Below are 24282 nucleotides of genomic sequence, written 5' to 3'. Positions count from 1 at the left end.
CCGCCGCCGGATCAGCCCGATCCGGGCACCAGATAGTGGTACCGATGGTGCTCGGTCCACCCTTCGCGGGCGTACAGCGCGCGGCCCGCCGGGTTGTCGACCGCGACGTCGAGCAGCGCGAACCGCGCGCCCCGCGCCGCGCCCCAGGCGAGCGCGTCCCGGGTGAGCCGGGTGGCGAGGCCGCGCCGGCGGAAGGGCTCGGCGACCTGCAGCCGCGCGACGTACACATGATCCTCGACGACGGCGGCGCGGATCGCCGCCGCCGGCACCCCGTCGTCGGTCTCGGCCACGCCGAACCCCACCTGCGGTGTCGCTCTGCTCTGCTCACCATGCGGCGGCGGGCCGGTCTGCCCGGTCTGCCCGGTCTGCCCGGCCGGCCCGCCCTCCTTGCTCTGCTCACCTCCTCCGCGCACCGGCCCGCCCGCGCCGGTCAGCACCGCCCAGGCCGGTGAGCCGGGGGACGGCGGCTCCTCACCGGACGCGGCCCACCACGCAGCCGACGGGATCGCCGGCCAGTCCGGTGCGCCGTCGGCGGCCCCGGCGGGTGCGACCAGCACCAGGCATTCCCCGCCCCATTCGGGCAGCACCCGCCATCCGGCGTCGAGCACCCGGTTCGACCAGGGCGAACCGGCCGGGGCCTGCACGACGGGGGCGATGCCGTGCCGGGTCGCGAACTCCCGGACCCGGTCCAGGGCCTGCTCCACCGGCACACCCGGGTCCGCCGGCGCGAGCGCGGAGTTCGCCCGTTTCGTGTACCCACCCGCGGCGCGCAGCAGCCAGCCGCCGAGCTGTTCCCGCACCGGCGCGGGCCAGGCGTCGGCGCGGAGCCGTTCCAGGCGGGCCACGGCGGCGCGGGACGCCCGGCGCGGCGGGGCGGGCGGCACGGCCCGGATCGCGACGACGGCGTCCCGCTCCACCCGGACCGGTCCGCCGCGGGTGTGCACGATCACCGCGTCCGGCCCGTCGGGGGCGAGCTCGCCGACCGCGTCGGTGAAGCGGGGGCCCTCCGCCCCGTCGTCGGCGATCCGGTGGCGCAGCGCCACCCGGCGTCCGAGGAACTTCTCCGGCATGGCGCCGACCACCTCACTCCTGCCCCTGCCGGGGTCGCGGGTTAACCTGCGGGAGTCCCAGTTTGACCGGGCCCCCCGCCACCACACGATCTCCGGGGGCCCGCGCCCCGAGTGGAGGACCACCGAAGTGACCTACGTGATCGCCGAGCCCTGCGTCGACCTGCTCGACAAGGCGTGTATCGAGGAATGCCCGGTGGACTGCATCTACGAGGGCGGCCGGATGCTCTACATCCACCCCGACGAGTGCGTCGACTGCGGTGCGTGCGAGCCGGTCTGCCCCGTGGAGGCCATCTACTACGAGGACGACGTGCCCGAGCAGTGGGCCGCCTACACCAAGGCGAACGTCGACTTCTTCGACGAGCTGGGCTCGCCCGGCGGTGCCTCCAAGGTCGGCAAGGTCGACCACGACGTGGAGCCCGCGAAGAGCCTGCCCCCGCAGGAACACGACGAGTGACCAGGCTGGACCTTCCCGACTTCCCGTGGGACTCGCTGGTCCCGGCGCGTGAGCGGGCCGGCGGGCACCCCGGCGGTATCGTCGACCTGTCCGTCGGCACCCCGGTCGACGGCGTCCCCGGGCTGCTGCGCGATGCGCTGGCCGGCCCGGCCGCCGCGGAGCCGGGCTACCCGACGACGCACGGCCCGGCTCCGCTGCGCGAGGCGATCGCGGCCTCGCTGCAGCGGCGCTTCGGGGTGACCGGCGTCGATCCGGCCGCCGTCCTGCCGACCATCGGTTCCAAGGAGCTGGTGGCCTGGCTGCCGACGCTGCTCGGGCTCGGGTCCGGCGACACCGTCGTCATCCCGGAGCTGGCGTACCCGACCTACGAGGTCGGGGCCCGGCTGGCGGGGGCCGAACACATCCGGTCGGACGGGCTGACCGCGGCCGGTCCGGCGCGGGTGCGGCTGGTGTGGCTGAACTCGCCGTCCAACCCGACCGGACGGGTGCTGCCCGTCGAGCACCTGCGCAAGGTGGTCGCCTGGGCACGCGAGCGCGGCGCCGTCGTCGCGTCCGACGAGTGCTACCTCGGACTGCCCGGCGACGCCGATCCCGCGCCACGGTCGGTGCTGCATCCCGACGTCTCGGACGGCGACCACACCGGCCTGCTGGCGGTGCACTCGCTGTCGAAGGTGTCGAACCTCGCCGGCTACCGGGCCGGGTTCGTGACCGGTGACCTGGCGCTCGTCTCGGGCCTGCTGGAGGTGCGCAAGCACGCCGGCATGATCGTGCCGCGGCCGGTGCAGGCGGCACTGCAGGCCGCCGTCTCCGACGACGCCCACGTCGCCGAGCAGGCCGCCCGCTACGACGCCCGCCGGACCCGCCTGCGGGCCGGTCTGGAGAAGGCCGGCCTGCAGATCGAGCACTCCCAGGCCGGGCTGTACCTGTGGGCCACCGATGGTGAGCAGTGCAGGACGACCGTCGACCGGCTCGCCGGGCTCGGGATCCTGGTCGCGCCGGGCGAGTTCTACGGACCGGCCGGAGCGCGTCACGTCCGGGTCGCGCTGACCGCGCCGGACGAGCGGATCGACGCCGCCGTGGAGCGGCTCGGCGGCACCTGAGCCCGTCCGCCGGTGTCCGCACGTCCCCGCTGAGGGGCTGCTGCGGGCCGGTGCGCCGGGTCCTGGTCCAGCGAGGCGAAGGAGCCTGATGTCGTCCCCGGCGAGCCCGTCGCCCGCGCTGCGAACGGTCCGGCCCGCGCTGGTCCTGCTCGGAGTGCTGGCGGTGGCGGTGAACCTGCGTGCCGCGCTGGCCGGCTATCCGCCGCTGCTGGAGACGATCCGGGCCGATCTCGGCGTCGGCTCCGGTGTGGCCGGCCTGGTCCAGGCCGGTTCGGTGCTGATGATGTCGGCCGGATCGTTCGGTGCGGCGGCGCTGACCGCCCGCATCGGGCGGGAGCGGCTGCTCGGGATCGCCGTGGCGACGATCGCGCTCGGCAGCGCGCTGCGGTCGGTCGCCGCACTGCCCGCCCTCGTCGGCGGCAGCGTGCTGGTCGGGCTGGGGATCGGCATCGCCGGTGCCCAGCTGACCGGGGTGGTGAAGGAGCACCTCGCCGACCGGGCCGGTGCGGTGACCGGCGCCTACGTCGTCGCGATGATGGTGGGGGCGACGGTCGCGTCCGCGGTCGCGGTCCCGCTGGCGGTGCTGCTCGGCGGCTGGTCGCTCTCGCTGGCCCTGTGGACCGTCCCCGCGCTGCTGGCCCTCACCGTGTGGCTGCCGGTCGCCGCCCGGATCAGCCGGTCCCGGCCCGTGACCGCCGGTTCGGTGACTGCTGGTTCCGTGACTGCCGGTTCGGTGACCGCCGGTTCCGAGCCGGCTGGTGCCGGTACGCCGGAGGTGCGCACCTGGCGGGACCCGTTCGCCCGCTGGACCGCCTGCTACCTCGCCGGCTCGTCGACCGCGTTCTACGGCTGGCTGACCTGGCTGTCGCCGTACTACGAGTCGCAGGGCTGGAGCCCGCAGGCGGCGGGGCTGCTCCTGGCGGTCTGGAGCGTCGCGCAGATCCCGGTCGCGTTGCTGGTGCCCGCCGCGGCGGAACGACGGCGGCGCTGGCGGTTCTGGGCCTCGCTGTCCGTGCTGAGCACCGTCGCCGGGACCGCCGGGGCCCTGCTGGCACCGGCGCCGGAGACGGCCCTGCCGTGGCTGTGGACGGTGCTGATCGGCTTCGGCGTCGGGTCCGGTCTCCCGCTGGGGCTGACCGTGATCGCCTGGCGCACCCCGACCCCGGCCCGGAGCGCGGGGATCAGCGGGTTCGCGATGGGGATCGGCTACCTCGCGGCCGGCCTCGGCCCCCTGGTGATGGGCCTGCTCATCGACGTGGGCGGCTTCGGACCGGCCATCGGCCTGCTCGTCGCGGCCGGGCTGGTCCAGGGGATCGCCGTCGTCCGGATCGGCGATCGCCCGGCGTAGCGGGAACGGCGCAGCTCAGAGCCGGTCGGCCCGCGCGGAGAGCGACTCCCACGCCTCCCACCAGCAGCCGCGGAGCTGCTCGGCGCGCGCCCGCTCACGTTCCACGAGCCGGCCACCGACGAAGACCTCGTGGGCGTCCGGGGAGTCGCCCAGCTCGTCGAGCAGCACACGGATGCGGTGCTCGGCGACGCAGGCGTCCTGATGGTCGCCGAGGACCTCCTGCAGGCCCTCCGCGGCCTTGAGCATCTTCCGGACCCGCTTGGCGTCCGAGGTGCGCTTGCCCTTCGACGTGCGCATCGCCGGTTCGACGAGCTCGCCGGTGTAGCGCAGCCGCTTCGTCCGGATCCGCAGGTCGTGCAGGATCATGTCCGGCGGGTTCGGCCCGGCCCGGCGCACCGCCCTGGTCAGCTTGCGGGTCTCGGTCCGGACCAGGTCGATCAGCGCCGGTCGCGACCCGTCGTCGGGCGGCTCCGGCAGCGGCGCCGACACCGCCTCCACGAGACGGCGGCGCAGCGCGGCGTGCCGGTCGGCGTCGAGCTCGTCGAGCATCTCCGACCGCGCCCCGATCCGGTCGGCCTCCAGCACCGACACCAGGCGCTGCCCGGCGGCCTGCTCGGCGGGCGGCAGCGTCGCCACCGCACCGCGCAGCCGTTCGATCATCACGTCGAGATCGCGGACGGGGCCCAGCGCCCGGCCGAGCCTGCCCAGCTCGGCACGCAGCTCGTCGGCCCAGGCGCCGTCGAGGAGCGGCCGCGCGGACTTCAGCGCGGCGCGCATCCGCCGGACGGCGACCCGCATCTGGTGCAGCTCCTCGGGATCGGAGCCGTCCCGGACGCCCGGTTCGTGGTGCAGCATCGCGCGCAGTCGCTTGTCCAGCAGCGCCCGCACGTGGTTCACCGCCGGCTCCCCGGGGCCGGCCGCCAACGGCTCACCGAGATCCGCGGCGCCGTACAGGTTCGAGGGAGGCTGCGGGGCCCCGTCCATGCTCACGGCCTAGTTGGCGTGCAGCGCGGCGTTGAGGGCGATGCCGTCGCCGGTGCGCGGCAGCGCCTCGACCGCACCGGTCACGGAGTTGCGGCGGAACAGCACCCCGTCCTGCCCGGACAGGGTGTGCGCGGCGGCCGTCGTCCCGTCGGGAAGCGTCACCTTCGTTCCGGCGGTGACATAGAGGCCGGCCTCGACCACGCAGTCGTCGCCGAGCGAGATGCCGAGGCCCGCGTTGGCGCCGAGCAGGCAGCGCCGCCCGATCGAGATGACCTCCTTGCCGCCGCCGGACAGGGTGCCCATGACCGAGGCGGACCCGCCGAGGTCGGACCCGTCGCCGACGACGACGCCGGCCGAGATCCGCCCCTCCACCATCGAGGTGCCCAGGGTGCCGGCGTTGAAGTTGACGAACCCCTCGTGCATCACGGTCGTGCCCTCGGCCAGGTGCGCTCCCAGGCGGACGCGGTCGGCGTCACCGATGCGGACACCGGAGGGCACCACGTAGTCGACCATCCGCGGGAACTTGTCGACGTGGCTGACGGTCACCGGGCCGCGCGCCCGCAGCTTCGCGCGGGTCAGCTCGAAACCGGCGACCGGGCACGGTCCGTGGTTGGTCCAGACGACGTTGGCCAGGAGGCCGAACTGGCCCTCCAGGTTCACCTGGTGCGGCTGGACGAGACGGTGGCTGAGCAGGTGCAGGCGCAGGTAGACGTCGGCGGCGTCGGCGGGAGCGTCGGCCAGTGACGCGATCTCGGTGCGGACGACCTCGGAGCGGACCCCGCGCAGCTCGTCGGAGGTGACGAGCGCGGCGAGATCGTCAGCGGGATCGGTCACCTCGGTCCCGGCGAGCGCCGGGGCCGGGTACCACACGTCCAGGACGGTGCCATCGGTCGTGACGGTGGCCAGGCCGGTGCCGGAAGCGCCTTCGCGGCGGTACTCGGTACTCACGGACCACGAACCTACCGGTCCGGTGACGGTCGCGGCGCGCCGCCGTGGGTGCGCCCGGCCACCCTCGTGCCCGCCACCTGAGCGCTCGCGATGCGGGCGGCCGCGTCGAGGTAGCGATGGACCCGCTCGACGGTGAACGGCGGCGGAACCGGCGGTGGGATCCGCCCGCACTGTTCGCACCGAGCCTGCAGCTGGATCCACCGCTCGATCGTGGGCGGCGGATCCGCCCACTGGTAGTCCTTCACCCGGACCTCCCAGACGCTGCGACGGCGCATCACGTCGCGCATCGTCCGATCCCGCCGGAACGTCTCCGGTGGCCGGGCGAAGCCGTAGCGGTCGGCCCACCACTCGCCGGGCTCCGGATCGAGGATGACGTCGAGATGGGACGGGAAACGCCGGCCTGCGCCGTCGCGGAGCTCGTCGCCGGACGGATCCTCCATCGGCGTGACCCGCCGGTTCTCCTCGTCGACCGCGACCAGCCGGATGCCGCCGACGGCGAGGATGGCCGCGAGCGTGGTGAGGGCGGGGACCAGCGACCGGCTCTCGATCCGGCCGATCGTGGCCGGTGACAGGCCCGTGCGCTCCGCCAGCTCCCGCTGGGAGAGATCGGCCCGGCGCCGCACCGAGCGCACGATCCCGGAGACGTCGGGCACCACCCCGACCGGGGTGGGGGGTCGCGGATCCTCGGGTGGACGATCGTCGTCCGCCGGCCTGTTCATGCCTCGATCGTGAGCGGGATCCGGCCGGACGGACCGGCGATCTCCGTGCCTGTGGATCGTTCGACCCCCTGTGGACAACTGCCTGCCCGGCCGCCGGTACGGGCGCGCCCTGCCGGGCGGCACCGGACGGGAGGTGGGTGGGGGTGTGTCCCGCTTTGCTCTGCTCACCCGGCCGGGGTCGGTGCGCGAGCGGAGCGGTGGCGCCCGGCCACCACCGAGCCGACCGGCCGAGCCGGGAGGCAGGCGCCGGCCCGTGTCCGGGGCAGGTGGCGATGGGGCCGCGGCCTACGGCGGTGGCCCGCGGTACGCGGCACCGCGACGGGCACGGGCGGTAGCCCCCGGCAGGGCTCCGGGCCGGTGTGGAGCCGGCGGACAGCCGAGGTGAGCAGAGCAAAGCGACACGCAGGGTCCCCACCCCTCCGGGCCCCGGCCGCCGGTCCGGCCCCGCTCCACGGACGCCTTCGGGTCCGGAGCGCGGTCGGCGGCGGGAGACCTCCGCGGGGTCGGTACCGTCGTCGCGGTGACGAGCACGATCCCCGCCCTGGACCTGACCGCCGATCCGGTCGCGCTGACCGCGGCGATGGTCGACGTCGCGAGCGTGTCCGGCGAGGAACAGCAGCTCGCCGACCTGCTCGAGCGGGCCCTGCGGGACCAGGCCCCGCATCTGGAGGTGCTGCGGTCCGGGAACGCGGTCCTGGCGCGCACCCGGCTCGGCCGGCCGCACCGGGTGCTGCTCGCGGGCCACCTCGACACGGTGCCGATCGCGGACAACGTGCCGTCCCGGCGGTCCGGCGGGATCGTGCACGGCTGCGGCACCTCGGACATGAAGGCAGGCGATGCCGTCTTCGCCCATCTCGCGGCGACGTTGCCCGAGCCGCGGCACGACGTCACCTACGTCTTCTACGACTGCGAGGAGATCGAGGCCGAGCGCAACGGGCTCGGCCGGATCGAGCGGGAGCACCGCGAGTGGCTCGACGCCGATCTCGCGATCCTCGGCGAGCCGACCGACGGCGCGCTGGAGGCCGGATGCCAGGGCACACTGCGGGTCGAGCTCCGCACCGGCGGCCGGCGCGCACATTCGGCGCGCTCCTGGCTCGGTGACAACGCGATCCACCGGGCCGGGGAGATCCTCTCCCGGCTGGCGTCGTACCAGGCCCGCGACGTCGACATCGACGGCTGCCGGTACCGCGAGGGCCTGCAGGCCGTCCGGATCTCCGGCGGGGTCGCGGGCAACGTCGTCCCCGACGAGTGCACCGTCACCGTGAACTTCCGGTTCGCGCCCGACCGGTCCGCGGACCAGGCCGTCGAGCACGTCCGTGAGGTGTTCGACGGCTTCCCGCTGACCGTCACCGATCTCTCGCCGGGTGCACTGCCGGGACTGTCGGCGCCGGCCGCAGCCGAGTTCGTCGAGGTCAGTGGCGCCGTGCCGCGTGCGAAGTACGGCTGGACCGACGTGTCGCGCTTCGCCGCGCTGGGGATCCCGGCCGTCAACTACGGCCCGGGCGACCCGAACCTCGCGCACACCCGCGACGAGCACGTCGCCGAGGCCGCGATCACGGCCTGCACGGCCGTGCTGCGGCGGTATCTCGCGCCCTGAGCCATCCGGCCGATCGGCCGTCCGGACCCCGGAATACCGTGCTCCGCATGGCCGACCAGAACGCCGACCCCCAGAGGCTGCCGGAGAAGCAGCGCGGCCCCGTGGTGCTCCGCCGCAGCCGCAGCATCGAGCCCACGACCACCGACCAGCGGCTGCTCGACTCGCGGGGCCCGGCGGACTGGGTGCACACCGACCCGTGGCGGGTGCTGCGGATCCAGGCCGAGTTCGTCGAGGGCTTCGGCATGCTCGCCGAGCTGCCGCGCGCCGCGACCGTGTTCGGTTCGGCGCGGACGCCCCCCGGTTCGGCCGAGTACGAGCTGGGACGCGAGCTCGGCGCCCGGCTCGCAGGAGCCGGGTTCGCGGTGATCACCGGGGGCGGACCGGGTGCGATGGAGGCCGCCAACCGCGGGGCCTCCGAGGCCGGCGGGCTGTCGGTCGGCCTGGGGATCGAGCTGCCTTTCGAGCAGGGCCTCAACCCCTGGGTCGATCTCGGGATCAACTTCCGGTACTTCTTCGCGCGCAAGACGATGTTCGTGAAGTACTCGCAGGCGTTCGTCTGCCTGCCCGGCGGGTTCGGCACCCTGGACGAGCTGTTCGAGGCCCTCGTGCTGGTCCAGACGAAGAAGGTCACGAAGTTCCCGGTCGTCCTGCTCGGCACCGAGTACTGGGGCGGCCTCTACGACTGGATCGCGACGACCGTCCAGCGTGACGGCAAGATCTCGCCGCGGGATCTCGACCTGCTGCACGTCACCGACGACATCGACGACGCCGTCGATGTGGTGAACGAGGCGTACCACGCCTGGGAGGAGACGCACTGATGGACGGCGGCGAACGGGGTTTCGCGGTCTGCGTCTACTGCGCCAGCTCGGACGGCGTCGCCGCGCACCACCTCGATCTCGCCGAGGCCGTCGGCCGCGGCATCGCGGCACGGGGGTGGACGCTGGTCTCCGGGGGCGGCCGGAAGTCGATGATGGGCGCGGTCGCGGCCGGTGCGCGCGCCGCGGGCGGTCGCACCGTCGGGATCATCCCGCGGTCGATGGTCGAGCGGGAGTGGGCCGACCACGACAGCGACGAGCTCGTCATCACCGGCAGCATGCGGGAACGCAAGCAGCTGATGGAGGAACGGTCCGACGCATTCCTCGCACTGCCCGGCGGCATCGGCACCTGTGAGGAGCTGTTCGAGGTGTGGTCCTCGGCGGTCCTCGGACTGCACGGCAAGCCCGTCGTGCTGCTCGACCCGGGTGGGCACTGGGACGGACTGCTCACCTGGGTCGCCGGTCTCGCCGCGGGCGGCTTCACCTCGTCGGCGCCGATGGAGCGGTTGCAGGTCGTGCGTGGTGGCGGATCCGCCGCGGACCCGGGCTCGGCGGCCGTCGCGGTGTCCGTGGCCGACCCGGTCGAGGAGGCGCTCGCGGCCTGCGCCCGTCCCGTCAGCTAGCCGTTCGGCCGCCCGGCGCGCGGTGGCGAACGGCCCAGCGGGGCGGGATGTCGGTATCGCCGGCACGTGATGAGATGGCGCCATGGGGACCGCGCTGGTGTACGTGCTCGTCCTCGCGGTCGTGGCGGGGCTGGTGTTCGTGCTGGCCGCCGCGGTGTTCGGCCGTGGCGAGGAGCTCGCCCCGCTCGCCCCGGACGCGACGCCGACGAGATTGCCCGCCCGCGAGGTGTCCGGCGCCGATGTGCGTGACCTGCGGTTCCAGCAGGTCCTGCGCGGGTACCGGATGGCCGAGGTCGACTGGGCGCTGGACCGGCTGGCGGGGGAGCTGGACCGGATCCGGGTCGAGCGGCACGAGCTGGCCGAGCGGGTCGTCCGGCTGGAGGCGACGATCGCGCGGATGCGCGCCGAGGAGGGTCCGGATGACGGGAACCGGCCGGAACAGTGAGCAGAGCAGTACCGGTGAGCAGAGCAGTACCGGTGAGCAGAGCAGAGCGGCGGAGCTGACCGTCACCGTCGACGTGAACGTCCCCGCCGACCTGCTCTGGGAGGTCGTCTCCGATCTCGAGGGCCAGTCCGACTGGATGCTCGCCACCACCGTCGAGGTCGTCGCCGGCGACGGCCGCTCGGTGGGCACCGAGCTGCGCGCCGTCACCGGGTTCGGCCCGCTGGGCGTCGCCGACACGATGCGCGTCACCGGGTGGACCGAGCCACCGGCGGGCGAACCGGGTGTCCGGCGGATCGTCGTCACCCACACCGGCAGGCTGATCCGTGGCGACGGGATCTTCGCCGTCGAGGAGCTCGGTCCGCGCCGCAGCCGGTTCCTGTGGACCGAGCTGCTCGACCTGCCGCTGGGGGCGCTCGGCCGGACCGGCTGGCCGGTGGTGCGCCCGGCACTGCGGGCCGGCGTCGCCCGTTCGCTGCGCACGATGGCCGAACGCACCGAGGACCGCTACCGGGCGGGCCGGTGAGCGGGCCGACGACCGGGCCGACGACCGGGCCGGACGGTCGCGGCCGCTGCGACTGGGCGCTCTCCGCGCCCGACTACGTCGCCTACCACGACGACGAGTGGGGCAGGCCGGTGCACGGCACCGCCGCGTGGTTCGAGCGGATGACGCTGGAGGGCTTCCAGTCCGGGCTGTCCTGGATCGTCATCCTGCGCAAGCGTCCGGCGTTCCGCGAGGTGTTCGCCGGGTTCGACCCGGAGCGGGTGGCGCGCTTCGGCGACGACGACGTGGCCCGGCTGCTCACCGACGCCCGGATCGTCCGCAACCGGCAGAAGATCGAGGCGACGGTGTCGAACGCCCGCGCGGTGCTCGACCTGATCGACGCCGGTGACGATCTCGGCGGGTTCCTGGCGTCGTTCGCACCCGATCCGGCGACCCGGCCCCGGCCGGCGACCCTCGCCGACGTCCCGGCGAGCACGCCCGGATCCACCGCGCTGTCGCGGGCGCTGAAGAAGCGCGGGTTCCGGTTCGTCGGGCCGACCACCTGCTACGCACTCATGCAGGCGACCGGACTGGTCGACGATCACGTGGCGTACTGCTGGCGGGCCGGCGGCGGCGCGGAGCCCTCCGGGCGGCCCGGATGAGCTGACCGGAACGTCGCCGGGCCGTTGCGCTGCGTCGATGCCGGATCGGCTCCGGACGGCCGCCGCCGCGCCGTGATCGCCTCGGTTGCACCCCGGCACCGGTGATGAGGGACAATGGTGTTCCCGCCGCGGCGCGTGCCCCGAACGCGTCCACGCGGGACGACAGTGTGTGTGGACCTTGACGGAGGACGGACGAATGGCCGCGATGAAGCCCCGCACCGGCGACGGGCCCCTGGAAGTGACCAAGGAGGGCCGGGGCATCGTGATGCGCGTCCCGCTCGAGGGTGGTGGCCGCCTGGTGGTCGAGATGACCCCCGACGAGGCCGCCGACCTCAGCGAGGCGCTGAAGGCGACCGTCGGCTGACCCCTCCGGGTGGCGGCACCGTGCGCGGTGCCGCCACCCGCCCGTCACACCACGCTCTCGTAGACGTCCAGCGTCCGCCGGGCCATCTCGGCCCAGGCGAAGTCGCCGACCGCGCGCTCCCGCCCACGCTCTCCCATCCGGGCCGCCCGTTCCGGGTCCGCGACGAGCTCGTTCACCCGGTCCGCGACCGCGGTCTCGAAGGCCGCGGTGTCGCCCGCGTCGTAGTGCGCCAGCAGTCCCGTCTCGCCGTCCGCGACGACCTCCGGGATGCCCCCGACGTCCGAGGCGACCACGGCCGTCCCGCAGGCCATCGCCTCCAGGTTGACGATGCCGAGCGGCTCGTACACCGACGGGCACACGAACACGGTCGCGGCGGACAGCAGCTGGCGGACCTCGGTGGTGCGCAGCATCCGCTGGATCCACACCACCCCGGACCGGGACGCCGACAGCTCGGCCACCGCCCGTTCGGTCTCGGCGGCGATCTCCGGCGTGTCCGGTGCGCCGGCGCACAGCACGACCTGGGCCGACGGGTCGAACCGGTGCGCGGCGGCGATCAGGTGGGCGAGCCCCTTCTGCCGGGTGATCCGCCCGACGAACACCACGCTCGGCCGGTCCGGGTCGATCCCGTTCTCGACGAGCGCGTCGCGGGCCGGGTCGGGCCGGTAGAACTCGGTGTCGATCCCGTTGTGCACCACGTGCACCAGCTCGGGGTCGATCGCCGGGTAGGCGGCCAGCACGTCGCGGCGCATGCCGTGCGAGACGGCGATGACGGCGTCCGCGGCCTCGTAGGCGGTCCGCTCGACCCAGGACGACAGCCGGTACCCGCCGCCCAGCTGCTCGGCCTTCCACGGCCGCAGCGGCTCCAGCGAGTGCGCCGTGACCACGTGCGGGCGGCCGTGCAGCAGCCCGCCGAGGTGCCCGGCCATGTTCGCGTACCAGGTGTGCGAGTGCAGGATGTCGCAGCGTTCCAGCTCGGCCGCCATCGACAGGTCCACCCCGAGCGTGGACAGCGCCGCGTTCGCCCCGTCCGGCAGCGGCGGCGCGGAGTGGGTGCGGGCGTCCGGCGGGGCGTCGCTCCCCGGCTCGGCGAAGCAGTGCACGTCGACGTCGACGAGCTCCCGCAGGGCGGGTACGAGGTGTCCGACATGGACCCCGGCACCGCCGTAGACGGCAGGGGGGTACTCACGGGTGAGGAGGCCGACGCGCACGGCGGCTGACCGTACGGGATCCGGGCCGGGCGTCGCGAGCAGTGATCGAGTGCTCCCCGGCCCGCGGCCGCAGGGCGCGCCGGACGTATGGCCCCTTCACCGTGCGGGCACTAGGGTTCACCCCATGCGACCGACGTCGTCCGGACGGCTGCCCGGCAGGGTCTTGGGAATCGTGCTGGCGGGTGGCGAGGGCAAGCGTCTGTGGCCGCTCACCGCGGACCGTGCGAAGCCGGCCGTCCCGTTCGGCGGGAACTACCGGCTGATCGACTTCGTGCTGTCGAACCTGGTCAACGCCGGTATGGACCGGCTGTGCGTGCTGACCCAGTACAAGTCGCACTCGCTGGACCGGCACATCTCGACGACCTGGCGGCTGTCCAGCGTCCTCGACCAGTACATCACCACCGTCCCGGCCCAGCAGCGGCTCGGCCGCCGCTGGTACACCGGCAGCGCCGACGCGATCTTCCAGAGCCTCAATCTCGTCTACGACGACGAGCCCGAGTACATCGCGGTGTTCGGCGCGGACCACGTCTACCGGATGGACCCGGCGCAGATGATCGCCGAGCACGCCGAGTCCGGTGCCGGGGTCACGGTCGCCGGGATCCGGGTGCCGCGGGCCGAGGCGAAGGCGTTCGGCTGCATCGCCTCCGACGAGACCGGGCGGATCACCGAGTTCCTGGAGAAGCCGTCCGACCCGCCGCACGTGCCGGACGACCCGGACGTGACGTTCGCCTCGATGGGAAACTACGTCTTCACCACCCAGGCCCTGCTCGACGCGCTGCGGGCCGACGCCTCGAACGCGGACTCCGACCACGACATGGGCGGCGACATCATCCCGGCGCTGGTCGAGCGCGGCGAGGCGAACGTCTACGACTTCGCCGACAACATCGTCCCGGGCGCGACCGACCGGGACGCCGGCTACTGGCGCGACGTCGGGACGATCGACGCGTACTACGACGCGCACACCGATCTCGTCTCGGTGCACCCGATCTTCAACCTGTACAACGCGCGCTGGCCGATCCGCAGCGCGACGCCGGCGCTGCCGCCCGCGAAGTTCGTCGAGGGCGGGATCGCCCAGGACTCGGTGGTCGGCGCCGGGACGATCATCTCGGGGGCGATCGTCCGGCGGTCGGTGATCAGCCCGAACGTGAGCGTCCAGGGCGGCGCCGAGGTCTCGGACTCGGTGGTGCTCCCGGGGGCCCGGATTGGCCGCGGCGCGGTGGTGCGCCGGGCGATCCTGGACAAGAACGTCGTCGTCCCGGACGGTGCGCTGATCGGCGTCGACATGAACCTGGACCGCAGCCGCTACACGGTCTCCAACGGCGGCGTGGTCGTGCTCGGCAAGGGCGTCACCGCCCACTAGGCGCGGGGCCTTCCGCAGGGCGGACCGGGCTCAGCGCCGGACCGCGCACAGCATGCCGTCGGCGACCGGCAGGAGCGCCGAGAGCAGCCGCTCGTCGTCGCGGACCAGCCCGGCGGTCTCGCGCAGCGCCGCCGTGCCCGGCCCGTCGCCGCTGCCGTCGCCGGCGACCCGGCCGCCGTCGAGCACCCCCTCCAGGACGAGCACGCCACCGGGCCGCAGCAGCCGGATCGCCTCCGCGAGGTAGCCCGGGTACTCACCGGGGACGGCGTCGGCGACGACCAGGTCGTACCCGCCGTCGGTGAGCCGGGGGAGCACGTCCAGCGCCATCCCGTTGATCAGCCGCAGCCGGCCCGGCCCGTACCCGGCGTCCAGGAACGTGCGACGGGCCGATCGTTGCAGTTCCGGATCGACGTCGATGGTGGTCAGCACGCCGTCGCCGGCCATGCCGCGCAACAGGTACAGCCCGCTGACCCCGGCCCCGGTCCCGACCTCGACGACCGCCCGCGCGGAGATCGTCGCGGCCAGCACGGACAGCGCCGCACCACCGGCCGGGCTGATCGGGTGTGCCCCGGCGGTGGCGCCGAGCGAGCGCGCGGCGCCGAGCGCGTCGTCCTCGGCGAGGTAGCCCTCGGCGTACGCGGTCGCGCCCGCGGGTGTGCTCATGGCGCAAGATTATCGGTGCGACCCCGCGGGCGAGATTTCACAGACTTCTCTCAGACGGGTTTCACATCTTCCTCATCGGGCGAGGGCACTCTGTATCGCAACGAACGACACCGCGCTGGTCGCACGCATCCGTCGCACGGACACGGACGGGATCGTGTGAGCTCGCCACACCGGAGGTGCCCCGCCCCGATGCCCGCTCCTCGTGATCACGACGACGCCCCGGTCCGGGACGCCGCCGACGGCACCCGCCCCGGCGAGGGTGCCGACTGGACCCCGCCCAGCTGGGACGAGGTCGTCCGGGAGCACGCCGACCGTGTCTACCGTCTCGCCTACCGGCTGTCCGGCAACCAGCACGACGCCGAGGACCTCACCCAGGAGACGTTCATCCGGGTGTTCCGGTCGCTGGCGTCCTACAAGCCGGGGACGTTCGAGGGGTGGCTGCACCGCATCACCACGAACCTGTTCCTCGACATGGTCCGCCGCCGCGCCCGGCTGCGGATGGAGGGGCTGCCCGACGACACCGACCGGCTCCCCGGTGGCGGCCCGGAGCCGGAGACGGTGTTCGCGATCAACCACCTGGACCCGCACCTGCAGGCCGCGCTCGACGAGCTGCCGCCGGACTTCCGGGTCGCGGTCGTCCTGTGCGACGTCGAGGGACTGTCCTACGAGGAGATCGGCGCGACGCTCGGGGTGAAGCTCGGCACCGTCCGCAGCCGGATCCACCGTGGGCGGACGGCGCTGCGGGCGTCGCTGGAGCGCCACCGGGCAGCCGACGCGGAGCCTGCGGAGCGGCGCACCGGAACCGACATGCAGGAGGCGGTGGCACCCGACCGCGGCCCGGTGGCAGAGTTGGTGCCGTGACCGATCGGCGGCGTTTCCAGGTCGTCCCCCCGAACTGGGGGGAGGCCCACCTGACGCTGGAGGCCGTCGTCGCCTACGTGGACGACGAGCTGGCCTCCGGTCCGCACGAGCGGGCCACCCGGCATCTGCAGCGGTGCGCCGACTGTGCGGCCGAGGTCGCGGAGCAGCGGCGGGCCCGGTCCGCGCTGCGCGGTGCGGACGCGCCGACCCTGCCGCCGTCGTTGATGAGTGCGTTGCGGTCGATCCCGCAGGACACCGAGCTGCCCCCGCCGCCGGCCGGGCTGTCGCTCACCCCCGAGGGCGAGCTGGTGGCGGTCCTGCGTCCGGCGCCGCTGGCCGAGCCGCCGCGCCGGTCCAGCCGTTCCCGGCGGGTGAAGCTGGGTACCGGCGCCGCCGTCTCCGGGATCGCGCTCGGCGCGCTGGCCTTCGGGATGCCCGCGGCGACGACCTCGGCGCCGGCCCCCGGCCAGGGTGGACAGGGCCCGGCGACGGCCGCGGTGGCCCGGTTCGCGACCACCCCCACGCAGGCGCCGCGGCAGCGTTCGGCGTCGGCGACGCCCGCTCCGGGCGGCTCCGGCGCGCCGGAGGTGACCGGTGTCACGCGTGCTCCGGATCCCGGGGCGCCGATGCGGAACGCGGGCCTGCCCCCGTCCGGCTGAGGCCGGGCCCGGGCAGGTACCCGAAACAGGAACTTCACCGGCTGACCGGCAGGCTGGCCCGGTGCCGACCGTGATGGACCGCCGATGAGCGAGACCCCGGACCCCGGTCCGTCCGGAGGCCCCGGGACGCCGGTCGGCGACGGTTCGGCCCCGCCACGGCTGGAGCCGAGGCCGCTGGAGCGGCCGGACCCCGATCCGGCGGACCGCGCGGCGTTCGGCAGACCGGACGGTGTCGGGTCGTCGTTCGCGCCGCCTGCGCACGCCGTCTCGAACGGGTCGGTCCCGGTCGCGCCGCCGCCGACCGCGGCCGTCGCCCGCGCGTTCGGCAGGCCGGACGGTGGTGGGACCGGTCTGCAGCGGCCGCCGTCGGGTGCGGCTCCCGGCACCCCCGGCGGCGATGGTGAGCAGAGCAAGGACGCGTTCTGGCCCGGTGGCTCCGCCGACGACCCGTGGCGCAACCCCGGTGCGCCGGTGGTCGCCGCGCCCCCGCACGGCGACGCCGATCCGGAACCGGCCCCGGACCGCCCGGACGGGCCCCGGCTGAGTGTGCGCGAGGTGCTCTTCGGCGACCGCGTCCAGCCGCGGGCGCTGGCGCTGCTCGGGGTGCTGGCGCTCGGCATCGGTGCGATCGGGGGGCTCGCCGGGCACTGGACGGCGTCCGGGGCGAGCGCGCTGACCAGCCCGGGCGCGGTGCTCGCGACCGCCGAGGAGGCGAAGGAGCGCCCGCCCGGCTCGGTGCCGGACGTCGCGGCCCGGGTGCTGCCGTCGGTCGTCTCGCTGGAGGTGACGGTCGGCAACCAGGCGGGCAACGGTTCCGGGGTGGTCATCGACCCGGACGGCTACGTGCTCACCAACGACCACGTCGTCGCCCCGGCCACCGGGCCCGGCGAGGGCTCGATCGAGGCGGTCTTCTCCGACGGGTCCCGGGTCCCGGCGGCGGTCGTCGGCACCGACCCGCTGACCGACCTGGCGGTGCTCCGGGTCCCGGTCGCGAACCCGACGGTGGCCGCGATCGGCCGTTCGTCGGAGCTCGCGGTCGGTGACGCGGTGATCGCGATCGGCTCGCCGTTCGGGCTGGCGGGCACCGTCACCACCGGCATCGTGTCGGCGGTGGACCGGCCGCTGCGGCTCGATCCGGAGGGCAGCGCCGGGGACGCGGTGATCGACGCCGTGCAGACCGACGCCGCGATCAACCCGGGCAACTCGGGCGGCCCGCTGGTCGACGCGACCGGCGCCGTCGTCGGGATCAACACCGCGATCCGCAGTGCCGGGACCGAGGCCGGCGGACAGGGCGGGTCGATCGGGCTGGGTTTCGCGGTGCCGATCGACGACGCCCGGACGATCGCCGAGGAGCTGATCCGCACCGGCCGGGTCGCGCACGCCGATCTGGGGGTGAACGCGCGCTCGGTCACCGACGGCGCCACCGACGGCGCCCAGGTCCAGAACGTCACCGCCGGCGGACCGGCGTCGGCGGCCGGACTGCTCGAGGGGGACGTCGTCGTGCGGGTGGGTGGACGCTCGATCGCCGGGGCCGACGAGCTCGTCGTCGCGGTGCGGGAGCACGCGCCGGGGGAGCAGGTGCCGATCGAGCTGGTGCGTCAGGGCAGGCCGCTCACGGTGACGGCGACGCTCGGCGAGCGCTGATCCCGGGCGACGTCCCGGCGCTGATCACCGGCCTGCACACCCGGCACACAGCCGGTGTCCGTACCCTGGTGGGGTGTTCGAGAACATCGGCATGTGGGAGATCCTCATCCTGGTGGTCGCGGGGTTGTTCATCCTCGGCCCGGAGCGGCTCCCCGAGGCTGCCCGCTGGCTGGGCAGCGCCGTGCGCCAGGTCAAGGAGTACGCCACCGGTGCCCAGGACCATCTGAAGCGTGAGCTCGGCCCGGAGTTCGACAAGATCCAGCAGCCGCTGAACGACCTGCGCAGCCTGCGGTCGTTCAACCCGCGGACCGCTATCACCCGCAGCCTGTTCTCCGACGACGAGCCGGTGAAGCGCAACGGGCACAGCCCCGGCGCCCGCGGCACGGCCGGCGGGCTCGGCGCCGCCGCCGCGGGTGGTGCGGCGGCCGCCGCGGCGGGTGGCGCCGCGACGTCCGGGAGCACCGCACCCGGCAGCACGTCCGGTGCCAGCACGTCCGGTGGCACGGCGTCCCAGAGTTCTGCGTCCGGCGGCACGACCGCGGCCGGCACCCCGCAGACCGGCACGACGGCCACCGCACCGGCCGGACCGGTCCCGCAGCAGCCGCTCGCGGCGGACGAGCGTCCCCCGGTCGATCCCGACGCCACCTAGGCACGCCGCTCCGCCGACCAGCACGGCCGACCCGGCACGGCCGACCGGCACGTGACCCGGTGCGCGGACCCGCGGGCCCGCACACCGGGTGCCGGATCAGCCCAGCAGCGGCGGGCGCCGGAGGTGGTGGTCGGTCGCCTGCTGGTACGCGTGCGCGGCGGCGAGCACCGTCGCGTCGGCGTGCCGCGGCCCGACCACCTGCAGCCCGACCGGCAGCCCGGCCGAGGTGAACCCGCACGGCACGCTGGTCGCCGGCTGCTGGGTCATGTTGAACGGGTAGGTGAACGGCGTCCAGGACGTCCAGCGCGGGTCCGGCCAGCCCTCCGGGACCTCCCGGCCGCCCTCGAACGCGGTGATCGGCAGCGTCGGGGTGAGCAGCAGGTCGTACTCGTCGTGGAAGGCGCTCATCAGGGTGCCGAGCTCGTTGCGGACGGCCATCGCACCCAGGTAGTCGAGCGCCGTCACCGACGTGCCCTGCTCGGCGATCTCGACCAGCGCCGGGTCCATCCGCTCGCGGGCCCGGGCGTCGATCGGCTCGAGGGACTTCGCCGCCGCCGCGAACCACAGGGTGTGGAACGGCTCGACCGGATCGGCGAACCCGGGATCGGCGCTCTGCACGGTCGCCCCCAGCGAGCTGAAGACCTCGACCGCGGCGGCGACCAGTGCGGCGACCTCGGGATCGACGTCGACGAACCCGAGGGTCGGGGAGAAGGCGATCCGCAGTCCCTGCGCGCCGCCGGCGAGCCGGTCGACGGCGGACTCGCGGGGCACGTCGAGCACCCACGGGTCGCGGGTGTCGGGACGGGCGACGACGTCGAACAGCAGGGCCGCGTCGGCGACGGTGCGGGTCATCGGGCCGACGTTGGCGAGCGTGCCGAACGCCGAGCCGGGGTAGTGCGCGATCCGGCCGTAGGTGGGCTTGTGCGCGACGGTCCCGGTGAACGCGGCCGGGATGCGGACCGAGCCGCCGGCGTCGGTGCCCAGCGACAGCGGGCCCATGCCCAGCCCGACCGCGGAGGCGCTCCCGCCGGACGAGCCGCCCGCGGTGCGCGACGGGTCCCACGGGTTGGTGGTGACGCCGGTCAGCGGCGAGTCGGTCACGCCCTTCCAGGCCAGCTCGGGGGTGGTGTTCTTGCCGAGCAGCACCGCCCCGGCCTCCCGGACCCTGGCCACCGGCGGGCCGTCCACCTCGAACGGCCCCTCGGACGGGGTGGTGGTCGAGCCGCGCCGGGTCGGCCAGCCGATGGTGAGCAGCATGTCCTTGATCGAGGTGGGGACGCCGTCGAGCGGGCCGATCGGCTCGCCGGCCTGCCAGCGCGCCTCGGAGTCCTTCGCCGCCGCCAGCGCCGAGTCGGCGTCGACGAGGCAGAACGCGTTCACCGCGCCGTCGTGCTCCTCGATCCGCTCCAGCGCGTCCCGGGTCGCCTGCACCGGGGAGATCTCCCCGCTGCGGTAACCGGCCAGCAGCTCGGTCGCGCTGAGGTCCGCCGTGCCGGTGGTGTCCCCGGTGGTGTCCCTGTCCCTGCTCACTGACGTCACGCCCTTCCCCCGGAGGAGCTCACGTACCCACGTTCCTTGTCCACCACGTTGCGCAGCTCCCGGCCCGTCCGGTAGCGCTCCAGGTTGTCCACGAACAGCTCGACGAGCATGTCCTTCCAGCCGACGACGTCGCCGGACATGTGCGGGGAGATCAGCACGTTCTCCATCGTCCACAGCGGCGAGTCGGCGGGCAGCGGCTCGACCTCGAACACGTCCAGCGCGGCCCCGGCGATCCGGCCCGAGGCGAGCGCGGCGGTGAGGTCGTCCTGCACGACGAGCGGCCCCCGGCCGATGTTGATCACGCGGGCGCGCTCCGGGAGCAGCGCGATCGTCCCGCTGTGCAGCATGCCGCGGGTCGCGCCGGTGAGCGGCGCCGCCAGCACCAGGAAGTCGGAGTCCGGGAGCAGGCCGGGGAGCTCGTCGAAGGCGTGCACGCCGTCCGCGGCCCGCCGGCCGACCAGCCGCACGTCGAGCCCGGCGGCGGCGAGCAGCTGCGCGATCGCCTGCCCGATCGGCCCGCTGCCGACGACGGTGGCGATCCGGCCCGCGATCGTCTCGGTCTCCCGGTGCCGCCAGGTCCGGTCCCGCTGCAGGGCGAGCGACCGGGCGGTGTCCTTCGCGAACGCCAGCACGGCGCCGAGCACGAACTCGGCGATCGGCCGGTCGAAGACGCCGCGCGAGTTGGTGAGGGTGAGCGGGGCCGCGAGCAGCTCCGGGAAGGCGACCCGGTCGACGCCGGCGCTGGCGGTGTGCACCCAGCGCAGGGACCGTGCCAGGTCGTCGTGCCACACCTTCTTGACGGCGTCGGAGGTGAAGTCCCAGGTCAGCAGCACGTCGCTGCCGGGGAGGGCACCGACCAGCTCGTCGGCGTCCGCGGCGAACCGGAGACGTGCGTCACCCGCGCGGGCCTCCAGCCCGGGCGGGGTCTCGCCGGCGTGCAGCACGGCAACGGTAATGGGGTCCTGACCAGCGGAAACCGGCAAAGCAAGATCCTGTCGGTGGTGAGGTCGGGCGGCGTTGACACGCTAGGAAGCGCACCTACGATTGTCAACAATCCGCCGATTCGGCGGAGGTCTCCCCGCACCCACGATCGTTCCTGGGGGAACCGTGACCAAGCTGATCAGGATCGAGCTCGCGAAGCGCGGCGTCGCCTGCACCGCGGAGCTGCTGGAGAAGGACGCGCCGCGGACGGCGGCCGCCGTCTGGGAGTCGCTCGCCGGCGGCCCGGTGGGTGGCGACGCGCAGCACGCCAAGTACGCGCGCAACGAGGTCTACACGATCGTCCCGCGGTTCGGGCCGCGGATCGGGCAGGAGAACCCGACGGTCACCCCGATCCCGGGTGACGTGTGCTACTTCGACTTCCACGGCGGCATGCTCGACGCGTCGTTCAAGGACGACCAGGGCATCGACGCCGAGGCGGGCGGCATCGATCTCGCGATCTTCTACGGACGCAACAACCTGCTGCTCAACGGCGACGTCGGCTGGGTCCCGGGCAACGTCTTCGCCACCATCGTGGACGGCCTGGACGCGATGGCGACGGCCTGCCACGACGTGTGGCGCTCGGGCAGCGTCGGCGAGCGGCTCGTCTACTCGCGGATCGGGTGACCCTTGCGGGCCCGGGGGCCTCTGTAGGATTGTCGACAACATGAGCACGGTCGGAATCCTGTATCCCGGTCACTCGGCCGAGGACGACTACCCGCGCGCCGAGAAGCGGCTGGACGACGGCAGCCTGCTCCCGCTGGTGCACACCGAGATGAAGGTCGACGCGCACCGGCCGGACGCGCTGCTCGACATCGGCGGTGACGAGGTGCTGGCCGACGGCGCCCGGCGGGTCGCGGCCGAGGCGGGGCCGTTGGACGCGATCGTCTGGGCCTGCACGTCGGGCAGCTTCATCTTCGGTCCGGAGGGTGCTGCGCGTCAGGTCGCGGCGCTGGAGGGCGTCGCCGGGGTGCCGGCGTCGAGCACGTCGTTCGCGTTCGTGGACGCCTGCCGACGGCTCGGGATCTCGACCGTCGCGCTCGGCGCGACCTACCCGCCCGACGTGGCGGACGCGTTCGTCGCCTTCCTCGCCCATCACGGCATCACGGTGCTGACCGTCTCGGCGCGCGACATCATCACCGCCGCCGAGGTCGGGACGCTGCCCGCACAGACCGTGCTGGACTTCGCCTCGGCGGTCTCGGCGGACGCCCCGGAGGCCGACGCGGTGCTGCTGCCCGACACCGCGCTGCACACCGTCGAACTGCTCGACGCGCTCGACGCCCGGGTGGGCAAGCCGGTGCTGACGGCGAACCAGGTCAGCATCTGGCAGGGCCTGCGCCTGGCCGGTGCCGACATCGTCCGCCCCGGCCTGGGGACGCTGTTCCGGAAGGGATGACACGGTGAGCATCGAGGTCCCGGAACTGGAGCCGGTCAGCAGGCGGTCCACCGCGGAGATCGTCGCGGACCGGATCCGCACGGCGATCATGCGCGGCACCTTCGCGCCCGGGGCCCAGCTCGGCGAGGTGGACCTCGCCGGGCGGCTCGGGGTGAGCCGCGGCCCGCTGCGCGAGGCGATGCAACGCCTGGTCGCGGAGGGACTGCTGCGCAGCGAGCGGCATCGCGGGCTGTTCGTGCGCGAGCTCGGCCCGGACGACGTGCGGGACGTCTACCTGGCCCGGACCGCCGTCGAGCGGGCGGCCGCGCTGCAGGTCCTGGCCGCGGACCGGGCCGCCGCCGTCGTCGCGCTGGAGATCCCGCTGGGCGCGATGCGGGCGGCCGCGGCTGCCGGGGACGCGGTGGGGCTGGCCGACGCCGACCACGACTTCCATGCCGCGCTGGTCGCCGCGTCCGGCAGTCCCCGGCTGCGCCGGATGACCGACGGGCTCCTGGTGGAGACCCGGATGTGCCTGGCCGCGTTCCAGCAGACGGCGCCGCCGGCCCCCGATCTCGTCGCCGAGCACGAGCTGCTGCGGGACGCGCTGCGCGACGGCCGGACCGAGCTGCTGCTCGACCGGCTGGCCGCACACATGGACGACGCCGTCGCACGGATCCTGGCCGCGATGCCCGGCGCCGCCTGACCGGCGTGTTCTGCGTGTGAGCCCGCGCGCTCGGCACGCCGCAGGAGCGTTGTCCTACGTAAGGTGACGGCGTGTGACGGGTGTGTTCGAGGGATTCCTGGTCATCGGCGTGGTCGTCGGTGTCGGATACGTCCTCGGGCGCTACCACCTGCTCGGCGACCAGGGTTCCCGGGTGCTGGCCCGCGCCGCGTTCTTCGTCGGGACGCCCGCGCTGCTGTTCACCACACTGGCCCGGGCCGACATCGCCGCGGTCTTCTCGTCGGGCCTCCTGGTGACGGCGGTGACCAGCTCGCTGGCCTGCCTGCTCTTCGTGCCGGTGGCGCTGCTGCGCCGCCGGCCGGCCGGCGAGACCGTCGTCGGGTCGATGGCGTCGGGCTATGTCAACGCGGGCAACCTCGGCATCCCGATCGCGACCTACGTGCTCGGCGATCCCGCGGCCGTCGCACCGGTGCTGCTGTTCCAGCTCGCGGTGCTGACGCCGCTGTTCACGACGCTGCTCGACGTCCTGCCCGGCGACGGCCGGGGCGAGCGGCCGGGCCCGCTCCGCGTCGCACTCGCGCCGCTGCGGAACCCGATCGCGATCGCCACCGCCGCCGGCCTCACGGTCTCCGGGGCCGGGGTGCAGCTGCCGGAGCCGGTGATGGCGCCGGTGGAGCTGCTGGCCGCGCTCGCGGTCCCGGCGATGCTGCTGGCCTTCGGGCTGTCCCTGCACGGCGCCCGCCGCCCCGGCGTGGGCGACACCGCGCTCTCGGTGTGGACCGCCGTGCTGATCAAGAACGTGGTGCATCCGGCGATCGCCTGGGCGTTCGCCGCCGGCGTGCTCGGACTGACCGGCCCGGCCCTGCTGGCGGTCGTCGTGCTGGCCGCGCTGCCGACCGCGCAGAACGTCTTCGGCTACGCGGTGCGCTACGAGCGCGGCGTCACCCTGGCCCGGGACACCGCGCTGGCCACGACCGTCGTCGCGGTGCCGGTGCTGCTCGTCGTGGCCGCCCTGCTGAGCTGAGCGCTCCGCCGGCCCGCCCGGCCGCCCGGC

General features: G+C 74.5%; 27 protein-coding genes. 19 read left to right on the top strand and 8 right to left on the bottom strand.

Going from position 1 to position 24282, the window contains the following annotated elements; genetic code table 11:
* Window positions 1-11: 11 nt before the first annotated feature.
* Window positions 12-1070 carry a GNAT family N-acetyltransferase gene (locus ABD160_RS24405; protein WP_344026427.1) on the bottom strand — a complete coding sequence of 353 codons (1059 nt, stop codon included), beginning with the start codon at window positions 1068-1070 and terminating at the stop codon, window positions 12-14.
* A 127-nt stretch (window positions 1071-1197) separates the two neighbouring features.
* On the opposite strand from ABD160_RS24405, the gene fdxA reads away from it, so the two are divergent.
* From fdxA to ABD160_RS24390, 3 genes are all read left to right on the top strand, one after another.
* A complete protein-coding gene (gene fdxA, locus ABD160_RS24400; RefSeq protein ID WP_344026424.1) occupies window positions 1198-1524 on the top strand; it encodes a ferredoxin in 327 nt (108 codons plus the stop codon).
* On the top strand, window positions 1521-2624 hold the full coding sequence (dapC, locus tag ABD160_RS24395; RefSeq protein WP_344026422.1) for a succinyldiaminopimelate transaminase: 1104 nt from the start codon (window positions 1521-1523) through the stop codon (window positions 2622-2624). Before fdxA ends, dapC begins: the two co-directional genes overlap by 4 nt.
* Window positions 2625-2712: 88 nt before the next feature.
* On the top strand, window positions 2713-3972 hold the full coding sequence (locus ABD160_RS24390; protein ID WP_344026420.1) for an MFS transporter: 1260 nt from the start codon (window positions 2713-2715) through the stop codon (window positions 3970-3972).
* Window positions 3973-3987: 15 nt separating this feature from the next.
* On the opposite strand, the gene ABD160_RS24385 is transcribed toward ABD160_RS24390, so the two are convergent.
* The 3 genes from ABD160_RS24385 to ABD160_RS24375 form a co-directional block, all read right to left on the bottom strand.
* Window positions 3988-4869 carry a CHAD domain-containing protein gene (locus ABD160_RS24385; protein WP_344026418.1) on the bottom strand — a complete coding sequence of 294 codons (882 nt, stop codon included), beginning with the start codon at window positions 4867-4869 and terminating at the stop codon, window positions 3988-3990.
* Between the two features lie 96 nt (window positions 4870-4965).
* Window positions 4966-5904, bottom strand: coding sequence for a 2,3,4,5-tetrahydropyridine-2,6-dicarboxylate N-succinyltransferase (dapD, locus tag ABD160_RS24380; protein ID WP_344026415.1), 939 nt, complete (start codon window positions 5902-5904; stop codon window positions 4966-4968).
* Between the two features lie 11 nt (window positions 5905-5915).
* On the bottom strand, window positions 5916-6623 hold the full coding sequence (locus ABD160_RS24375; protein ID WP_344026412.1) for a helix-turn-helix domain-containing protein: 708 nt from the start codon (window positions 6621-6623) through the stop codon (window positions 5916-5918).
* A gap of 532 nt (window positions 6624-7155) precedes the next feature.
* Between ABD160_RS24375 and dapE the strand changes: the two genes are divergently transcribed.
* The 7 genes from dapE to ABD160_RS24340 all read left to right on the top strand — a co-directional run bounded on the left by dapE (window position 7156) and on the right by ABD160_RS24340 (window position 11610).
* On the top strand, window positions 7156-8220 hold the full coding sequence (dapE, locus tag ABD160_RS24370) for a succinyl-diaminopimelate desuccinylase (protein ID WP_344026823.1): 1065 nt from the start codon (window positions 7156-7158) through the stop codon (window positions 8218-8220).
* 47 nt (window positions 8221-8267) lie between these two features.
* A complete protein-coding gene (locus tag ABD160_RS24365; protein WP_344026410.1) occupies window positions 8268-9038 on the top strand; it encodes an LOG family protein in 771 nt (256 codons plus the stop codon).
* A complete protein-coding gene (locus ABD160_RS24360) occupies window positions 9038-9658 on the top strand; it encodes an LOG family protein (protein ID WP_344026408.1) in 621 nt (206 codons plus the stop codon). The genes ABD160_RS24365 and ABD160_RS24360 overlap by 1 nt, the downstream gene beginning before the upstream one ends.
* A gap of 82 nt (window positions 9659-9740) precedes the next feature.
* A complete protein-coding gene (locus ABD160_RS24355) occupies window positions 9741-10103 on the top strand; it encodes a DivIVA domain-containing protein (protein ID WP_344026406.1) in 363 nt (120 codons plus the stop codon).
* The gene (locus ABD160_RS24350; RefSeq protein WP_344026404.1) at window positions 10078-10626 is read left to right on the top strand and encodes an SRPBCC family protein; all 549 of its coding nucleotides are present in this window, start codon (window positions 10078-10080) and stop codon (window positions 10624-10626) included. The genes ABD160_RS24355 and ABD160_RS24350 overlap by 26 nt, the downstream gene beginning before the upstream one ends.
* Window positions 10623-11246, top strand: a complete 624-nt coding sequence (locus tag ABD160_RS24345) for a DNA-3-methyladenine glycosylase I (RefSeq protein ID WP_344026402.1) — start codon at window positions 10623-10625, stop codon at window positions 11244-11246. Before ABD160_RS24350 ends, ABD160_RS24345 begins: the two co-directional genes overlap by 4 nt.
* Window positions 11247-11442: 196 nt before the next feature.
* Window positions 11443-11610: a DUF3117 domain-containing protein gene (locus ABD160_RS24340; RefSeq protein WP_344026400.1), complete on the top strand. Its 168-nt coding sequence runs from the start codon at window positions 11443-11445 to the stop codon at window positions 11608-11610.
* 44 nt (window positions 11611-11654) lie between these two features.
* Here the strand turns inward: ABD160_RS24340 and glgA are convergent, their stop codons facing one another.
* Complete coding sequence (glgA, locus tag ABD160_RS24335) at window positions 11655-12818, bottom strand: glycogen synthase (protein ID WP_344026398.1); 1164 nt, start codon at window positions 12816-12818, stop codon at window positions 11655-11657.
* 124 nt (window positions 12819-12942) lie between these two features.
* On the opposite strand from glgA, the gene glgC reads away from it, so the two are divergent.
* Window positions 12943-14178 (top strand): glucose-1-phosphate adenylyltransferase, encoded by a 1236-nt coding sequence (gene glgC / locus ABD160_RS24330; RefSeq protein WP_344026396.1) that lies wholly within the window; start codon window positions 12943-12945, stop codon window positions 14176-14178.
* Between the two features lie 30 nt (window positions 14179-14208).
* On the opposite strand, the gene ABD160_RS24325 is transcribed toward glgC, so the two are convergent.
* Window positions 14209-14841 (bottom strand): O-methyltransferase, encoded by a 633-nt coding sequence (locus ABD160_RS24325; protein ID WP_344026394.1) that lies wholly within the window; start codon window positions 14839-14841, stop codon window positions 14209-14211.
* A gap of 189 nt (window positions 14842-15030) precedes the next feature.
* On the opposite strand from ABD160_RS24325, the gene sigE reads away from it, so the two are divergent.
* The 4 genes from sigE (at window position 15031) to tatB (ending at window position 18654) form a co-directional block, all read left to right on the top strand.
* Window positions 15031-15702: an RNA polymerase sigma factor SigE gene (sigE, locus tag ABD160_RS24320; protein ID WP_344026393.1), complete on the top strand. Its 672-nt coding sequence runs from the start codon at window positions 15031-15033 to the stop codon at window positions 15700-15702.
* On the top strand, window positions 15699-16361 hold the full coding sequence (locus tag ABD160_RS24315) for an anti-sigma factor family protein (RefSeq protein ID WP_344026391.1): 663 nt from the start codon (window positions 15699-15701) through the stop codon (window positions 16359-16361). Before sigE ends, ABD160_RS24315 begins: the two co-directional genes overlap by 4 nt.
* Before the next feature lie 84 nt (window positions 16362-16445).
* Entirely contained in the window at window positions 16446-18005 is a 1560-nt protein-coding gene (locus tag ABD160_RS24310; protein WP_344026389.1) for a trypsin-like peptidase domain-containing protein, read from the top strand.
* A 73-nt stretch (window positions 18006-18078) separates the two neighbouring features.
* Window positions 18079-18654 (top strand): Sec-independent protein translocase protein TatB, encoded by a 576-nt coding sequence (tatB, locus tag ABD160_RS33385; RefSeq protein WP_425563657.1) that lies wholly within the window; start codon window positions 18079-18081, stop codon window positions 18652-18654.
* A gap of 96 nt (window positions 18655-18750) precedes the next feature.
* Here tatB and ABD160_RS24300 read toward each other — a convergent pair whose 3' ends face one another.
* Together ABD160_RS24300 and ABD160_RS24295 are read right to left on the bottom strand one after the other, a co-directional pair.
* Window positions 18751-20184: an amidase gene (locus tag ABD160_RS24300; RefSeq protein WP_344026387.1), complete on the bottom strand. Its 1434-nt coding sequence runs from the start codon at window positions 20182-20184 to the stop codon at window positions 18751-18753.
* Window positions 20185-20189: 5 nt separating this feature from the next.
* Window positions 20190-21137 (bottom strand): D-2-hydroxyacid dehydrogenase, encoded by a 948-nt coding sequence (locus ABD160_RS24295; RefSeq protein ID WP_344026385.1) that lies wholly within the window; start codon window positions 21135-21137, stop codon window positions 20190-20192.
* A 163-nt stretch (window positions 21138-21300) separates the two neighbouring features.
* Here ABD160_RS24295 and ABD160_RS24290 point away from each other — a divergent pair, with 163 nt between their 5' ends.
* The 4 genes from ABD160_RS24290 (at window position 21301) to ABD160_RS24275 (ending at window position 24252) form a co-directional block, all read left to right on the top strand.
* Complete coding sequence (locus ABD160_RS24290) at window positions 21301-21798, top strand: DUF3830 family protein (protein ID WP_344026383.1); 498 nt, start codon at window positions 21301-21303, stop codon at window positions 21796-21798.
* A 40-nt stretch (window positions 21799-21838) separates the two neighbouring features.
* Window positions 21839-22567, top strand: a complete 729-nt coding sequence (locus ABD160_RS24285; protein WP_344026381.1) for a maleate cis-trans isomerase family protein — start codon at window positions 21839-21841, stop codon at window positions 22565-22567.
* A gap of 10 nt (window positions 22568-22577) precedes the next feature.
* Complete coding sequence (locus ABD160_RS24280; protein WP_344026821.1) at window positions 22578-23249, top strand: GntR family transcriptional regulator; 672 nt, start codon at window positions 22578-22580, stop codon at window positions 23247-23249.
* 73 nt (window positions 23250-23322) lie between these two features.
* A complete protein-coding gene (locus ABD160_RS24275; RefSeq protein WP_344026379.1) occupies window positions 23323-24252 on the top strand; it encodes an AEC family transporter in 930 nt (309 codons plus the stop codon).
* The last annotated feature ends 30 nt before the right edge of the window (window positions 24253-24282 follow it).

The organism is Pseudonocardia kongjuensis, from assembly GCF_039526905.1.
GTDB lineage: Bacteria > Actinomycetota > Actinomycetes > Mycobacteriales > Pseudonocardiaceae > Pseudonocardia > Pseudonocardia kongjuensis.
Note: the sequence above shows the minus strand (reverse complement) of the source record. Positions and strands in the feature narration are given on the sequence as shown.